The organism is Peribacillus sp. ACCC06369 (assembly GCF_030348945.1).
GTDB lineage: Bacteria > Bacillota > Bacilli > Bacillales > DSM-1321 > Peribacillus.
Window position 1 is genome coordinate 1,392,054 of the sequence record NZ_JAUCEN010000002.1, and the last position, 16,011, is coordinate 1,408,064.

A 16,011-nucleotide genomic window follows, 5' to 3' on the forward strand; every position below is an offset into this window, starting at 1 on the left:
GACCTACAGTGGCCAATCCTGCTCATTTTGAACCATATCCCAGAATAAATATTCATATCGGGAAGTCACCAAAAAGTGCTTTTCTAATCTAAGAAGTTCCTTTTCGGGCATGCCTTCTGTTAATTCTTCCAACAAAGCAATCAGCCACTTGTGTGCTTCACCGAATTCAGGAGATGAATATGACCTTATCCAATCAGAGTAGCGATTGTTTTCCAATGCATCACCATTTTGTTCTTTCAATAGCAAACCAATCTCATAATAATCCCAAGCACATGGCAGGAGACAGGCTATCAGGTCTGCCAAAGTGCCATGCTGAGCTGCATTTAGCATGTAACCCGTATAGGCTAGAGTGGTTGGTGTGGGTTCTGTATCTTCCAATTCCTTGGAGCTGATTCCGAATTCCGCAGCATAATGCCGATGGATATCCATTTCAACTTGAAGGGTTTCATTTAAAATACTCGCAAACTTTGCCATGGTTTCGATATTATGAGCTTTGATGACACCTAAAGCAAAGAGCTTGGAATAATCCATGAGATAGATATAGTCCTGCTTCAGGTAATAGGCAAATTTCTTTTCAGGAAGTGTGCCGTTTCCAATTGCCTGGACAAAGGGATGTGAATGGTTCCTTTTCCAAATCTCTTTTGCCCGTCCATGAAGTCTATCACTGAATGTTTCTAATTTAGTATTCTCCATTGTTCATCCTCCTTAAAATGGATCCCCCTGTATACACCCAATAAAAAAAACCCGCTCCTGAATACGGAACGGGGTAGATGGATAAAGTCTGTAAATGGACGATATCATCCACTTCCCTCCGCCGGTATGAGCCGGTTCAGGTTCAAAGGGTCCGGAACTAATTCCATCTCAGTCTTAAAAAAGACTCCCCTAGTGGTGCGAATTGTATGTAATTACTGACATCATATCAGAAAGACAAGAAAATGCAACCCGTATTTGAAAGAGGTAATCCTTTATGCCACGGGAAAAAAGGGAGATCCAGGTAATTGACATTTGATGATTATTGAGATAAAATCATGTCTACATCAATTATATATTGAATTCTTATCCAGAGAGGTGGAGGGACTTGGCCCAAAGAAACCTCGGCAGCAGACCCATTTTGGGAACTGTGCTAAATCCAACAAGCATATGCTTGGAAGATAAGAAGAGCCGTACGGACACTGTCAGCCTCTTCTTGAATTAGAAGAGGCTTTTATTTTTGCGGAATAACGTTTAGTGACATAATAAAAAAGGTATATATAATTTGGTGAAAATCAAACCAGTTAATACAGTTTAGCTCAACTAGAAGCAGGCTCTATGATGACTAGGAAAGGAGCCATTTACATGGCGGAATTATTTAAGAGGATTGAACAGAGGAAGGCAAAGCTTATTGAAGAGTTATTGGCCAATGGAGTATACAAAACCTCTGATGAAAGGCACCTTTATGATGCCCCGTTAAAAGTACTTGAAGATGAATATAAGATTGTTATAAATAGACCTAATAACGAGTCTCCTTCGGAATGGATGACATAGTAAGCGATAGACTATATTTTGGGTTCTTGGGATAGGGATATGAAGTAAGCATTCGCAATGTATCACACTTGTGGATGCTTTTTTTATTTAAGTTTATATAGTGGATGTCACAAAATATACATAATTAGAGACTAAAATAGGCTTTTTGTCACATTTAACCTATGAAATAACACATTTAATTTCTGTAAAATGGTTGATTTTAACTACGAGTTTCATTATGATGAAAGTGTAAAAATATTGAAATATTGGGAGGTGTTTATATGATTTGCCGGAAGGTAACTATAGAAAAAGTAGAAGAAAAGAGAGAGGAAATGATCAAATTGGCAGCAATTTATGGTTTTACAAGTCTTCTAACTGTTCAAGCAAGTCAAGAATTGGATGCGCTGTTAAATGCGTTGACAAATAAAAGAGAATCTGAATATTTTTCCCTCCAGAAAGTATATAGGTATTTTTAAATTCACCATTTCGTCCTCTTTTAATCAGAGAAAAAAGCTACTACACAAGGCAATAGCTTTTAAATAAATATATTTAAATATCGACACGTTTACCAAGAATGATCAAATCCCGTTCAATGCCATCCAGCTCGGCAACTTGAGGTAAATGTGCCCATTTTTCAAACCCGAATTTGGAAAAGAGCTTCAGGCTTGGGGCATTGTGGGCAAAAATGAAACCTAATAGAGTCTTCACCCCTAATTTTGGGCTCACTTCAATTGCCTTTTGAATCGAAATTTGTCCGATTCCTTTTCCCCGGAAATAATCATCAATATAAATGCTGATTTCAGCCGTGGAATTATAGGCCGGCCTCCCATAGAACGATTGAAAGCTCATCCATCCAGCAGTTTCCCCTTCTATAGTAATGATAAATAGCGGTCGACTTTCTGAATCATGTTCCTCAAACCATTTAACCCTCGATTGTACGGATATAGGTTCCGTATCTGCCGTGACCATTCTTGAAGCAATTGTCGAATTATATATTTCAACGATCCTGGGTAAGTCCGATAGTTCTGCCTCTCTAAACTCTATGTGCTCTTCCATGATTTAAACTCCTATCTATTTTCTATCTCCAGAATAAAGGGTATCGCCGCTTTTTTATTAAGGGACGGTGAATGAAACCCAATCCATTGAAAGTTTTATACTATCATACACTCTTTGCTCTTTATCTGACAATTCATTTTATATGTTAGGACTACAGATTTTTGGGTATTTAAAAGATTAAATACTTCATAGTAAATAGACAAAAGGAGAAGCAAATGAAAAAAATAGCAGGTTTATTAATTATTGTACTAATAATTTGTTTCGCTGCATATAAGTTTCAAGCCTCGGAAGCGAAAGATGTACAAAGGGTGATGGCTTTTGGAGATTCGTTAACCTATGGAAAAGGGGATAAGGACGGGGAAGGATATGTAGACGGTCTGGAGGATGAATTGAATAATCCGGAATCGGAACAAAAAGTGAGTTTTTGGAATTACGGTATAAAAGGTCAGGAAACGGATGGGGTAATGAAGCAGCTTGACGATTACCGCATTAAAACGAAACTTGATAAAGCCGATACTTTCATCGTTTATATTGGAACGAATGACTTGATCAATAGTAACGGCGGGAACTTGGAGAAAATAAGTGACCGAAAAATCGATGATGGTAAACGGGAGTATATCAACCATCTGGATAAGATTATATCAACACTGATAAAGGCAAACGATAAAGCGGATATACTGGTAGTAGGGCTATATAACCCAATTAAAGACAATGAAAAACTTGAAAAACACATTCTAGATTATAACCAAGCAATAAAGGGAATAGCGGAAAAGGATGATAGGATGGTATTCATTCCTACAAATGATCTTTTTGAAAATAAAAAGAAAACAGAGTATTTCAGTGATAAGATACATCCGAATGAAAAAGGGTATCAACTCATTACGAATCGGGTTCTGGAAAGTTATGATTTCAAATGAAAGCAAAAATGCATAAGTCGCTAGGAATTTGATATGGCCTTTAGTTGGGAAGAGAACTGCAAAGATCTGGGGTGCTTGTATCTGCTTTTGTGGCTGAATGGAGTATCCTCCAATGATGGCGATCACTCCTATTTAGAATACCCTTGATGAATTTTGATAGTCCTTTATATTAGGTGAATTTTACCTTTATGACTATCATAGAGCTGTTCAAAAAATAGACAACTTTTAATTGGTTCGTTTCTGTCAAAAAGTATTATTATTTTACACATTCATATAGGTCATGGAATAATTATAGGAGATTAGCCAGGCTTATAAGAGGAGATGCTAAGGATGAATGATAATGAAAAAATCAGGGAAGAACTTTTAAATGCGGTCAACGGACTATCGGATGAACAGCTGAACGCGCATCCTGAAGCAGGACGATGGAGCATCATTCAGGTGTTGGATCATTTATATTTAATGGAACGGGCCATAACAAAGAGTATTGCCGATAAATTGAAAAGCGACGATAGCACTCCGGCTGTTAATAAACCGATCGAGCTTACATTAAATCGTGAAGTGAAGGTTCAGGCCCCGCCATTTGTCATTCCGTCAGAATCATTTCAAACTTTGAATGAGGTTAAGGATAAGTTGTCCGAATCTCGCAAAGCTTTTATAAGAGTCGTTGATCATGCAAAAGAAAATGATCTGGAACAAAAGTCTTTTCCCCACCCTTTGTTTAAAGAATTAAGCTTGAAGCAATGGGTCCCGTTCGTGGGACTCCATGAAAAACGGCATTTAATGCAAATAGAAGAATTGAAATCAAAGTTATAATAGAAGAAAAAAACTCATCCGTCTTTGGTTGAGTTTTTGACATTCAGACAGTTATAGTAAAGGAAGGGTTTTTCAGTGAAAGCCACTTGGGTAAGGACATGTCTGATATTGGGCTTTTTCGGATTGTTGTTGGGGCTCTTGTTCAAGTATATGCTTCCGCCTGATTTAGATGAAATCAAACTGACAGACGAGCTGAATCCGATCGTCGCCGACAAAAAAGACGAGCTCATTCAATTGGCCAATGACAAAGGCATCCCGGTAATCATTACGGCAGGGTTCCGTTCTTTAGCCGAGCAAAATGAACTCTATGAAAAAGGCCGTTTAAGCACGGGGAACATCGTAACGAATGCAAAAGGTGGGGAGTCTCTTCATAATTTCGGTTTGGCGATAGATTTTGCCCTCCTAAACAAACAAGGTGAGGCCATTTGGGATATGGGTTATGACGGCAACGATAATGGAAAGTCGGATTGGATGGAAGTCGTAACCATCGCTAAAGGGTTAGGTTTTGATTGGGGCGGGGATTGGACAGGGTTTAAGGATTATCCTCATTTACAAATGACATTTGGTTTGAGCCTGCGTGAGCTGCAACAAGGCAAGCAGCCAAAAGGGCAGTGAGAGTGGGGCGCTTTATTTTAACCGAATAATTTTGACTAAAAGCAGGAAAATAAGCATGTGAATTGATTTACAGGTAATAATTCGATAAAGTGGACTAGTGAGAAATCAGACATAAAGGAGTGCAGTCACCATGGAAGAAATAAAACATTGCCGGGATTCTTTGGTCATAAAAACAAGCCTTGTCCTCCCGCCGGATACAAATAACATTGGTACGATGTTCGGAGGCAAATTAATGGCATACATTGATGATGTAGCGGCTATATCCGCCATGCGTCATGCTCGAAGCAACGTCGTTACGGCATCAACCGATTCTGTCGATTTCCTGCACCCTATTCACGAAGGAAATGCAGTTTGCCTGGAAAGCTTCGTGACCTATACGGGCAGAACATCAATGGAAATCATCGTAAAGGTGATTGCAGAGGATTTAGTTACAGGAGATCGGAATTTATGCGTCATTTCATTTTTGACCTTTGTTGCCATTAATGAAGAAGGTAAACCAATACCGGTTCCGCGTTTGGTTCCTGAAACAGAGATGGAAATGAATTTAAATGAATCGGCAAAACAACGGGCCCAAATAAGGAAAAAAAGAAGAGAAGATACACAATTCATTGCAAGTACCTTCGGTGTGAAACTGCCATGGACTGATCAATCAAATCCAGGATTATATAAATAAGATACGAAAGCCTTAAGCAGTTCTTACTTATTAATGAAGCATTGAGACCAAATTCGTGATTTGGTCTTTTATTCAATGGCATGGTTCTGAAAAATAGCATCCATTTTTGAATACATCCCTGAATTATCTTTTTACAGGAAATAACGGTGTATGGGCAAATACGTGAAAAGACACTTGGACGCTTGAATAAGTCCAAGCGCCTCAGACTGTAGACAAATTCGATAATAATTGAGTTTGTAACATGTGATTTCCTCTCCAGGCACTTGCTTTCCCCGCAGGAGCCTCGAACATTCCGTTCCAACCAACTTTGTTTTAACAGAAAGATAGAACTCTTTTTGCCTACAGTCTTTTTTGTTTTAAAATAGAAGGATTAAAACTCTAGGTCTTAAGGAGACTTAATAAACATGATTCTATTCAGCGAGATCAACTTGAAATGATTACTTTAGATCAACTGGTGCCATCGAATGTATGACTTGGTGAATGATATGTATTCAGAGGTAGGACGCCCAAGTATTGATCCAGTTATGAGCCTTTTCCACCAGTTAAATTTATCAAGGAATAAACCAAGGTGATTAAAGAAAGTTCAACTGATCCTGAGAGTGGCCACTATGTGAAAGTTGAACGAACAAAACAGTTTGCCTATTCGTTCCATGCGGCAGCAAACCGCAATGGATTTGTGTTGCAGGACGAGAGTAACATCCGGAAATATGCATGTTAGTCATATCTTAGAGCTTATTGAGAGAGTTGAAAACCAGAAGCTGTTGCCGCAGATGCAGCTTACAAAACACCAGCCTTATCCTATACACGTCCTCGAACAAAAGAAGGGTTCTTCCATAAACATGACTATGTGTACGACAAACATTTTATTGTTATCTCTGCTCATCGGACGAGATTTTAAAGTACACAACAAGAGGGCTATTGTGAGTACAAATCATCCAATCCATTTGTGCGAATTGTTCATTTTTATCAGAGTGTACAGAAATTAAAGACCACTAGAAAGTGGTCACACGCCATATTTTGCAAGAATGGTAAGGAAAACATATTTATGCGAAACGTAAAGGCAAAAGAAAGGCACGTTATGCGTTGGACTACTTAAAGGGGGATTTAAAAATTGTCGGTGCAGGCGATGCTTACTTTGCCATGAGAATGTAAAGAAGATGGCCAACTGGACTTGGCGAGGGTCAGAAATGTCCTGAATAATGACCTAGGAGAGGTCACAATTCTCTATAACTGCTTCAAATCCAATAAAAAATCAAAAAAGGTTTTGGAATGAGACCATTCCGAAACCTTTTTGTTTACAAACTGAGACGCTCGGATCAGTCCAAGCGTCATTTCTTAAGATACCTTGTTGGTTTGATCATACGCGCTTTTTAGTCATCGCTTGCCAATATACCAAAGAAACGTAAGATGTTAATGAAAAGGTTAATGAAATCTAGATACAGATTCAAGGCCATTAGCGGTACTTCTTCCGCTGTAACCCCGTAATGCTTCATTCGATTGAAATCATATAAAATATAACCACTGAAAACTAAAATCCCAATAAATGAAAAGACCAGCATGGCTGTAGAACTTAATGGAGAAAAAATGTTGAAAATGCTAATGGCCACTAAAGCAAGCAAGGCCGCAAATAACATTCCTCCCAAGAAAGAAAGGTCCCTTTTGGTGGTTGAAGCATAAATCGCCAGTCCTCCAAATACAACTGTCGTCGTCACACCGGCTAAGATCACCACATTTGCCCCTGCAGCGGCAAGGTAGTGTGCAATGATCGGATAGGTCGTAATTCCTGAAATAAATGTGAAACTATACAAGAATGTGTAACCGATAGCTTTTTTCTTCCGCATGATGAAAGCTCCAATCAACATGGCAAACTCAAGTATCGCTAAGGGAATGAACAAGAATGGCGGAACAAAAGTGCCGAGAGCCATCCCTATAACGGAAACAGCAAGAGATAAAGCGAACGTCCGCATGACGGATGGCAAATATGTTTGTACAGTTTGTGAATACATTCAATCACCTCATCATTTTTTTCTACCATTTTCTACGAATCTGTTTTAAAAAGGTTTCATTGCATTTGATAAAAATTAGGTGTTTTTTTGAAAGTATTGAAATATATATGAAATAATTACATTTTTTATGATATTCTTAAAAATAGACTAATTTTTCTGAAATATTAAAATATTACTAACCAGAATCATTCTGCGATACGTACAAAGACAAGTTAAATTTAGAGGTATGATCTATAAAAATAGTTATTTCGAAATAATAAATAAAAAAATATTGGTTCTATGCAATTAATAGGACTTCAAAACTTTACTGTATAACAGTTATAAAGGAAATGATTTTTTATTGCAGAAAATTATTCCTAAAGTTATAAAATATGAAATAAATGTGATTATTTTGCAATAAAACTATTGTATAATTGTAAAAAATTGATTAAAATTTTAAATAATTATCAGAAGATTAATTATTTTCCCGAAAAAATAGTTTAGGGGGAGCAAGGATGAAGAAAGCTATTTTGCAAATAGAGAACCTAACTACCTCATTTCGAATCGGTAACAAATATCATGCAGCAGTGGATGATGTTTCGTTTACGGTGAATGAAAATGAAATTGTAGCAGTTGTTGGAGAATCAGGTTGTGGAAAGAGTGCATTGGCTTTATCTATCATGCAATTACATAATAAGCAGAGAACGAAATCCCAAGGAAACATTAATTATAAAGGCAAAAATCTACTAAAGTTGAATGATATGCAAATGAATAAAGTCCGGGGTAAGGAATTGGGTATGATATTCCAGGAACCTCTAACGGCGTTGAACCCGCTCATGACCATAGGAAAACAGATCGAGGAGAATCTTGATTACCATACTGAACTTTCCAGTGAGGAAAAAAAGAACAGGACGATCGAACTTTTGACACAAGTAGGAATTCCTTATCCTGAACGGACGTACAAGCAATATCCGCATGAGCTCTCGGGTGGAATGCGGCAAAGGGCGATGATATCGATTGCCATTGCTTGTAACCCTGCACTGGTCATTGCCGATGAACCCACCACGGCACTGGATGTTACGATTCAAGCGCAAATACTTGATCTGCTGAAAGATATCCAAGGCAGGACAAAAATGGGAATCATCTTAATTACACATGATCTGAGCGTCGTAGCAGAGGTTACTGATAGGATCGTTGTCATGTATGCAGGTCAGGTGGTGGAAACGGGAAGCGTCAAAACGATATTCAACAATCCGCTGCATCCATATACGAGGTCGTTATTAAATTCGATTCCTTCGGCTGCAAACGAGAAAAACCGTTTGCATGTTATTGAGGGAATCGTTCCATCAATTGCGAAAATGGATAGGATAGGATGTCGTTTCCAAGATAGGATTCCTTGGATACCAAAACATGCACATGAAGAGTCGCCCCGACTTCACGATGTGGGCAACGATCATTTTGTAAGGTGTACCTGCTATAAAGAATTTTATTTTCAAGCTGAAGGAGATGCATCGACCCATGACATTACTCAAAGTAGATAATTTAAAAGTGCATTTTCCAATTAGGGGCGGTTTTTTCCGAAGGGTGGTCGATCACGTAAGGGCCGTGGACGGTGTTTCCTTTGAGTTGCAGCAAGGGGAAACATATGGTTTGGTCGGGGAATCCGGAAGCGGTAAGTCCACGACAGGCAAGGCAGTTGTCAAGCTGAATGATGTGACTTCCGGACAAATCCTGTTTGAAGGCAGGGATTTAGCATCTTTAAGTAGAAAAGAGATTAAACCATTCAGAAAAGATATCCAAATGATTTTCCAAGACCCGTATTCATCATTGAATCCCAAGAAGAGGGTACTGGACATCATTGCCGAACCGCTGAGGAATTTCGAACGGTTATCCCCTGCAGAGGAAAAGAAAATCGTTCAGGACTTCTTGGACAAAGTCGGACTCAGTCCGGAATCAATCCACAAGTATCCACATGAATTTTCAGGTGGGCAGCGCCAACGGATTGGGATTGCCAGATCTTTGACATTGAAACCTAAACTGATCATTGCCGATGAACCGGTATCAGCCCTGGATGTTTCCGTTCAGGCTCAGGTATTGAATTTCCTTCAGGATCTCCAACAGGAATTCAATTTGACTTATTTATTTGTCGGGCATGATTTAGGTGTAATCCGGCATATGTGTGACCGGATGGGCGTTATGTATCGCGGTAGATTGGTAGAGGAAGGTAAAAGTGAGGAAATCTATGAAAATCCCCAACATATATACACGAAACGCCTGATTGCTGCCATTCCAGATTTAGAGCCGGAAGTTCGCGAGGATAAAGTGCAGCTAAGAAAAAAACTCACCTCAGAATATGAGTCAACCTACTCAAGATATTTCGATGAGAATGGACGTGCTTACGATTTGAAGCCGATCTCACCGACGCATAGAGTCGCATTACAATAAGGAGGTGGAAAGAATATGTGGAAGTTTATCCTTAGACGTTTATTAGTAATGATCCCGCAGCTGTTTTTATTGAGCATCATCGTATTCATGATGGCAAAAGCAATGCCGGGAGATGCTTTGTCAGGCCAGGAAATCAACCCTAGGGCCAATCCAGCCGAGCTTGATAGGATAAGGGAGGAACTGGGTTTGAATGACCCTTGGTACCAACAATATTTAAGGTGGGCATCCAATGCTGTACAGGGGGATTTCGGTATTTCCTATACACATAAAACGCCCGTCATGGATGTTATCGAAGACAGGCTTTGGAACACGGTGTTCCTGGCGTTGGTCACTCTGATCTTTACATATATGCTTGCAATTCCATTAGGCATACTTAGCGGAAGGTATAACGATACCTGGGTGGATAAAACCGTTACGGGTTATAGCTATGTAGGGTTTGGCACACCGATTTTCATTTTTGCTTTAATCATGTTATTCGTTTTCGGATTTGCCTTGGATTGGTTCCCGTCTGGTGGCAGTGTCGATTCCAAAGTGGATGAAGGAACATTCGCCTATGTTGTAAGTAAGATCAATCATTTGATTTTACCAGCTTTAAGTACAGCTTTAATTGCAACAACAAGCACGATCCAATATTTGCGAAATGAAATCATCGATAATAAAATCAAGGATTTCGTAAGGACTGCGCGTTCGAAGGGAGTGCCTGAATCAAAAGTATATTCACGGCATATCCTTAGGAATTCCTTTTTACCGATAGCGGCATTCTTAGGTTATGAAATTACTGGATTGATCGGCGGCGCGGTCATAATCGAGACCATTTTCAGTTATCCGGGACTAGGTCAGCTTTTCCTTAGTTCAGTCAGTCTGCGGGATTTCAGCGTTGTCACGGCTATCGTCATGATGACGGGATTTGCCACTCTGCTTGGCACTCTTCTTTCGGACATCATACTTAGTGCGGTCGATCCGCGCATACGGATAGAATAGGAGCGGGGTGAATCGTATGGAAATGAAAGTGGAAACCGGAAAGAACATACAAGTGAAAGATGTGAGCCCTTCAGGAATTAAAATCATCTGGGAGGAAATCAAAAAAGACAAGCTTGCAATGGGCTCATTGATTATATTAGCAGCCATATTGCTTTTCGTTTACGGGGCGTCGCTCTTCATGGATGCCAAGGAAATAGCCAAGGTCGATTTCCTCTCCATTTATATGGAACCATCTTCAGACTATTGGCTTGGAACTGATTATGGTGGCCGGGATGTATTCGGGCAACTGATAATAGGTACCAGAAATTCATTCACGATCAGTTTATTCATTACATTATTCACGGCTATCATCGGTTTATCATTAGGGCTACTTGCTGGCTACTTTGGAGGGGCAACGGATAATGTGATCATGCGTGTTATCGATTTCGTGATTTCCCTGCCGCAATTGATGCTCATCATCGTTGTAGTCACGATAGTTCCGATCTTCAATGTATATGTTTTCATTTTAATCATGACGATGTTTTTATGGACTGGAAAAGCAAGGCTGATTCGTTCAAAGGCTTTGTCAGAGCGTGAGCTGGATTATATCCATGCCTCTCAGACACTTGGGACGCCACATTGGAAGATCATCCTTTTTCAGCTTCTGCCCAATGTCAGTTCACTGATCATCGTTAACTTCATTTTGAACCTTGCAGGCAATATTGGCCTAGAATCCAGTTTGACTTTCTTAGGGTTCGGTCTTCCGGAGAGCTCACCGAGTCTCGGGACGCTCATCAGTTATGCTCGAAATCCAGATGTTCTGGAAAACAAGTGGTGGATATGGGTACCCGCATCACTCATGATTTTAGTGTTGATGCTGAGTATAAATTTCGTTGGTCAAGCGTTAAAGCGCGCCGCCGATGCAAGACAAAGAAGAGCATAAAAAAAGGGGAGTGTATGATATGAAAATCAAAAGCTACAGTAAGGTATTAAGTGCATTGGCCATTTCGTCTCTACTGCTTGCTGCATGTTCGAACGATACGGAGAAATCGTCAACGAAAGAGAAAAAAGGGAAAGATGTCGAACAGGTCGATACCTCTAAATTCCCGACAAAGACGACAAATCAAGGAGAGCCGATTGAAGGCGGTCATTTGACATATGGATTGGTATCGGATACCCCCTTTGAAGGGATTTTGAACAAAGTTTTCTATCAAGGCGACCCTGATAACCAAGTAATCACATTCTTTGATGAGGATTTATTGGATACAGACGAAAACTATGTATACACGAATGAAGGTGCCGCTTCCTATGAAATTTCAGACGATCATAAAACGGTCACTCTGACGATTAAGGATAATGTGAAATGGCAAGATGGCAAGCCTGTGACAGGTGCGGATTTAGAATATGCATACCTTGTCATGGGAAGCAAAGAATACAAAGGTGTACGTTATGATGAACAAATGGCTTTAATCGAGGGTATGGAAGAGTATCATGAAGGGAAAGCGGATAGCATTTCAGGCATTAAAGTGGACGACAAGAAAATCACTTTCACTTTCAAGAAAGCGAACCCTTCCGTCACGACTGGATTATGGACATACCCGCTCCATAAAGAATACTTAAAAGATGTTCCAATTGCCGAGTTGGAATCTTCAGATAAAATCCGTAAAAATCCGATTGGTTTTGGACCATTTAAAGTGAAGAAAATCGTCCAAGGGGAAGCCGTCGAATTCGAAGCGAATAAAGATTATTACCGTGGTGCACCTAAATTGGACAGTGTCACATTGAAAGTCGTGAATCCGTCTATTGTCGTTAAGTCACTTGAAAATGGTGACCTCGATGTAGCAGAGGTCCTGGCTGAGCAATATGACCAGGCCAAGGAATTGGATAATGTCGAATTGTTGGGGAAAGTTGAATTGGCTTATACCTATATTGGTTTCAATTTCGGTCATTATGATAAGGAAAAAGAAGAAAATGTTATGGATGAGAATCCAAAATTTGGAGACAAACGACTTCGTCAGGCGATGGCATATGCAATCAATAATGAAGAAGTTGGCGAAAAAATGTACAAGGGCCTCCGCTTCCCTGCCAACTCGGTCATTACACCAAACTTTAAATATAACAATAAAGATGTAAAAGCATATGAATATGATCCTGAAAAAGCTAAAAAACTTTTGGATGAAGCAGGATTCGTAGATACGAATAAGGATGGCATTCGTGAAGATGCGGATGGAAAAGAGTTCAAGATCAACTTTGCTTCCATGAGTGGCTCCGATGTTTCCGAACCTCTTGCAAGGTATTATATCCAACAATGGGAACAAGTCGGATTGGATGTTGAATTGCAGGATGGAAGGCTGCATGAGTTCAATTCATTCTATGATCTACTGAAAAAGGATAATGACAAAGTTGATATTTATCAAGCTGCATGGGGAGTCGCTTCCGATCCGGATCCATCAGGCTTATGGTCCAGATCTGCAGAATTTAACTATACTCGCTGGGTGAATGAAAAAAATGATGAGCTTCTTGCTAAAGGGATTTCAGAGGAGGCCTTCGATGATCAATATAGGATCGATACCTACAATGAGTGGCAAGAATTGATCCATGAGGAGGTACCAGTCATTCCGACATTATTCCGTTATCAGTTGGCTGGAGTGAATGAACGAGTTACGGGTTATGATTTCCTTGCAGGCCGCCAATATCAGTGGCATAATGTGGGTGTAACTAAATAATTTAATTGATGAATCCAATCGGCTGCCTGTATGGGCGGCCGATTTTTTTACGTTTCAAAGGTGTGTATTAAGGTTAAATACATAATAGTAAGTAATTGGAAGGGTGATGTTGATGGAAGTGAGAAATCCTAATGAAACAAAGAGAGAGTTAGAAATATTGTTTACTGAATCGGTTGGCCGTTTACTGAAACCTCTTGAAGAGGAAATCATTGCAGACATTGTAGCCTATCCAGACGAAAAGAGAATTGCCTTCTTGGAATATATGAAGGAAATGTCCAACAAACAAAGACAGATAAAGTAAGTTGAACTTTCATCATGAAGGAGGTTTTTTTATGAGGAACGAAGATATGAGCAGATACAAAGTATGGCGCGATAAGTGGAAAAGAAAAGTGCATATGGAGAATTTAGCGTTATATGGCATTTCAACATTAATTATGGCCATCTTGCCTGTCCTGGCCCATATGAGCCAAATCGATTAAAGGACCGTCTTTTGACGGTCTTTTAATATGTTAAAAGTTTCCACGAGAAGATATAATGGAGAAAGAAGAAAGGAGCGATATGTATGAGTGTTATCGAAGAAAAGGAAATAGTATCTTACATAAAAGAATTGGTATCAATACCCAGCCCATCCGGCTTTACGGAGCAAGCCATTAAATATGCGGCCGAATTCCTGGAGAAGAGGAAGGTTCCTTACAAGATCACGAATAAAGGTGCACTACTTGCTTCATTAAAAGGCGAAGATGATGGCAAACATCGATTGCTGACTGCCCATGTCGATACCCTGGGAGCCATGGTGAAGGAAATCAAGGCGAATGGCCGCCTTAAATTGACGATGATCGGCGGTTTCCGCTGGAACTCAGTGGAAGGGGAGTATTGTAAAATCCATACAGCTGATGGGACCATTATCACCGGCACCATTTTAATCAATCAGACCTCTGTCCATGTATATAAAAATGCCGGGGATGCCAAGCGCGATGATGAGACAATTGAAGTCCGTATAGATGCTATCGTGAAAAATAAAGCGGAAACGGTGGCCATCGGTATATCTGTTGGAGATTTTGTTTCCTTTGAACCTAGAGTGGAATTGACGGATACAGGCTTTTTAAAATCAAGGCATTTGGATGATAAGGCTAGCGTTGGCATCCTCCTTCATATCATTGACCTCATTTCCGCAGGTAAGATTAAATTGGCATATACGACCCATTTCCTGATTTCCAACAATGAAGAAATCGGCTATGGAGGCAATTCCAATATCCCAGATAAAACAGTCGAATATCTAGCTGTCGATATGGGCGCGATCGGTAGTGGACAAACGACGGATGAATTCAGCGTTTCCATTTGCGCTAAAGACTCCTCGGGTCCGTATCATTATAAATTACGTCAGCATCTGGTCACACTTGCCCAAGAGAATGCTGTTGACTATCGCGTCGATATTTATCCGTATTATGGATCGGACGCTTCAGCTGCAATCCGGGCAGGATATGATGTCGTACATGGTCTGATCGGACCGGGGATTGATGCTTCCCATGCCTTCGAGAGGACACACGTCACTTCTTTAAAGCATACAGCCAATCTCATTTTGCATTATATCCAATCAGAATTGGTGTAATCGTGAAAAAAGCCCGCACTCATGTCATTGGAGTGCGGGTTTTTAACTGACTTTTATAACAAACTTTAATTTACTCGTGAGTTTCGGTCAAATACTCGTAAATTTTGCCATTTCACTCGTGAGTTTCGGTCAAATACTCGTGAGTTTTGCACATTTACTCGTGAATGCCAAATAATAATTCATTTATAATGATAATTCTTGTGGAGGTTCACCATTGTTGTTCATCAATCGGATGCTCTCGGGCTTAATTTCAAGGATTAAATAATTTGGATCTTTCGGACCGTCAAACCAATCTTTAAAAGACTCATTCCATAATTTATCCTTCTGTTCCTGTGAATCGTTAATTTTCGAGGTTCCTGAGATTTCTAAGTATGAATCGCCTAAGCCTTCATTTTCATAGCCAATCAGTATATGGACATTAGGATTCTTTTCGATTTCATCGATTTTTTCCGTATTTGCACTCGTTGGTGTGAATAAAGTTAATTCTTCGTTGAAAAATGTCATATAGCGTGAATGTGGTTTGTTATTTTCTACAGATGATAAAACTCCTATTTTATGATCACGGATGATGTTCAATACTTTTTCTTTTAATTGGTTTTGGCTCATCTTTGCACACTCCTTTTATTATTTACTCTATTACTTTTCCTCTCTTTTCATTAAGTTAAACAAAATTCTACAGTTTGCCATTTTTATGAATGAAGAATAGGAC

General features: G+C 39.6%; 18 protein-coding genes, 1 pseudogene and 2 riboswitches. Of the genes and pseudogenes, 15 read left to right on the plus strand and 4 right to left on the minus strand.

Annotated features, from left to right (window positions below):
- Positions 1–3: 3 nt before the first annotated feature.
- Positions 4–693 (minus strand): thiaminase II, encoded by a 690-nt coding sequence (gene tenA / locus QUF78_RS07655; protein WP_289324201.1) that lies wholly within the window; start codon positions 691–693, stop codon positions 4–6.
- 96 nt (positions 694–789) lie between these two features.
- A riboswitch (TPP riboswitch) is annotated at positions 790–894 on the minus strand.
- A gap of 159 nt (positions 895–1,053) precedes the next feature.
- Positions 1,054–1,158, plus strand: a riboswitch (SAM riboswitch).
- A 177-nt stretch (positions 1,159–1,335) separates the two neighbouring features.
- On the opposite strand from tenA, the gene QUF78_RS07660 reads away from it, so the two are divergent.
- A complete protein-coding gene (locus QUF78_RS07660) occupies positions 1,336–1,524 on the plus strand; it encodes a Fur-regulated basic protein FbpA (RefSeq protein WP_034314291.1) in 189 nt (62 codons plus the stop codon).
- A 260-nt stretch (positions 1,525–1,784) separates the two neighbouring features.
- Complete coding sequence (locus QUF78_RS07665) at positions 1,785–1,979, plus strand: aspartyl-phosphate phosphatase Spo0E family protein (RefSeq protein WP_289324202.1); 195 nt, start codon at positions 1,785–1,787, stop codon at positions 1,977–1,979.
- Between the two features lie 73 nt (positions 1,980–2,052).
- On the opposite strand, the gene QUF78_RS07670 is transcribed toward QUF78_RS07665, so the two are convergent.
- Entirely contained in the window at positions 2,053–2,559 is a 507-nt protein-coding gene (locus QUF78_RS07670) for a GNAT family N-acetyltransferase (RefSeq protein WP_289324203.1), read from the minus strand.
- Positions 2,560–2,774: 215 nt separating this feature from the next.
- Between QUF78_RS07670 and QUF78_RS07675 the strand changes: the two genes are divergently transcribed.
- The 5 genes and pseudogenes from QUF78_RS07675 to QUF78_RS07695 all read left to right on the plus strand — a co-directional run.
- Positions 2,775–3,476, plus strand: a complete 702-nt coding sequence (locus QUF78_RS07675; protein ID WP_289324204.1) for a DUF459 domain-containing protein — start codon at positions 2,775–2,777, stop codon at positions 3,474–3,476.
- A gap of 330 nt (positions 3,477–3,806) precedes the next feature.
- The gene (locus tag QUF78_RS07680; protein WP_289324205.1) at positions 3,807–4,289 is read left to right on the plus strand and encodes a DinB family protein; all 483 of its coding nucleotides are present in this window, start codon (positions 3,807–3,809) and stop codon (positions 4,287–4,289) included.
- Positions 4,290–4,364: 75 nt separating this feature from the next.
- The gene (locus tag QUF78_RS07685; RefSeq protein WP_370014291.1) at positions 4,365–4,904 is read left to right on the plus strand and encodes a M15 family metallopeptidase; all 540 of its coding nucleotides are present in this window, start codon (positions 4,365–4,367) and stop codon (positions 4,902–4,904) included.
- 130 nt (positions 4,905–5,034) lie between these two features.
- Positions 5,035–5,577 carry an acyl-CoA thioesterase gene (locus QUF78_RS07690; protein ID WP_289317369.1) on the plus strand — a complete coding sequence of 181 codons (543 nt, stop codon included), beginning with the start codon at positions 5,035–5,037 and terminating at the stop codon, positions 5,575–5,577.
- 526 nt (positions 5,578–6,103) lie between these two features.
- Positions 6,104–6,773 (plus strand): annotated as a pseudogene (locus tag QUF78_RS07695) (transposase); the annotation flags it as partial.
- Positions 6,774–6,947: 174 nt separating this feature from the next.
- Here the strand turns inward: QUF78_RS07695 and QUF78_RS07700 are convergent.
- Entirely contained in the window at positions 6,948–7,583 is a 636-nt protein-coding gene (locus tag QUF78_RS07700) for a Bax inhibitor-1/YccA family protein (RefSeq protein WP_289324206.1), read from the minus strand.
- Positions 7,584–8,077: 494 nt separating this feature from the next.
- Here QUF78_RS07700 and QUF78_RS07705 point away from each other — a divergent pair, with 494 nt between their 5' ends.
- The 8 genes from QUF78_RS07705 to QUF78_RS07740 all read left to right on the plus strand — a co-directional run bounded on the left by QUF78_RS07705 (position 8,078) and on the right by QUF78_RS07740 (position 15,302).
- Positions 8,078–9,103, plus strand: coding sequence for an ABC transporter ATP-binding protein (locus QUF78_RS07705; RefSeq protein WP_289324207.1), 1,026 nt, complete (start codon positions 8,078–8,080; stop codon positions 9,101–9,103).
- Complete coding sequence (locus tag QUF78_RS07710) at positions 9,081–10,007, plus strand: ABC transporter ATP-binding protein (RefSeq protein ID WP_289324208.1); 927 nt, start codon at positions 9,081–9,083, stop codon at positions 10,005–10,007. The genes QUF78_RS07705 and QUF78_RS07710 overlap by 23 nt, the downstream gene beginning before the upstream one ends.
- A gap of 15 nt (positions 10,008–10,022) precedes the next feature.
- Positions 10,023–10,988, plus strand: a complete 966-nt coding sequence (gene opp4B, locus QUF78_RS07715) for an oligopeptide ABC transporter permease (RefSeq protein ID WP_214743605.1) — start codon at positions 10,023–10,025, stop codon at positions 10,986–10,988.
- 22 nt (positions 10,989–11,010) lie between these two features.
- Positions 11,011–11,910 carry an ABC transporter permease gene (locus QUF78_RS07720; RefSeq protein WP_370016995.1) on the plus strand — a complete coding sequence of 300 codons (900 nt, stop codon included), beginning with the start codon at positions 11,011–11,013 and terminating at the stop codon, positions 11,908–11,910.
- Between the two features lie 19 nt (positions 11,911–11,929).
- Positions 11,930–13,693: an oligopeptide ABC transporter substrate-binding protein gene (opp4A, locus tag QUF78_RS07725; protein ID WP_289324210.1), complete on the plus strand. Its 1,764-nt coding sequence runs from the start codon at positions 11,930–11,932 to the stop codon at positions 13,691–13,693.
- Positions 13,694–13,805: 112 nt separating this feature from the next.
- On the plus strand, positions 13,806–13,994 hold the full coding sequence (locus QUF78_RS07730; RefSeq protein WP_289324211.1) for a hypothetical protein: 189 nt from the start codon (positions 13,806–13,808) through the stop codon (positions 13,992–13,994).
- Between the two features lie 31 nt (positions 13,995–14,025).
- Positions 14,026–14,172, plus strand: coding sequence for a hypothetical protein (locus QUF78_RS07735; RefSeq protein ID WP_289324212.1), 147 nt, complete (start codon positions 14,026–14,028; stop codon positions 14,170–14,172).
- Positions 14,173–14,255: 83 nt separating this feature from the next.
- Positions 14,256–15,302, plus strand: a complete 1,047-nt coding sequence (locus QUF78_RS07740; protein ID WP_289324213.1) for a M42 family metallopeptidase — start codon at positions 14,256–14,258, stop codon at positions 15,300–15,302.
- A gap of 183 nt (positions 15,303–15,485) precedes the next feature.
- On the opposite strand, the gene QUF78_RS07745 is transcribed toward QUF78_RS07740, so the two are convergent.
- On the minus strand, positions 15,486–15,908 hold the full coding sequence (locus tag QUF78_RS07745; RefSeq protein WP_289324214.1) for a pyridoxamine 5'-phosphate oxidase family protein: 423 nt from the start codon (positions 15,906–15,908) through the stop codon (positions 15,486–15,488).
- Positions 15,909–16,011 lie beyond the last annotated feature (103 nt).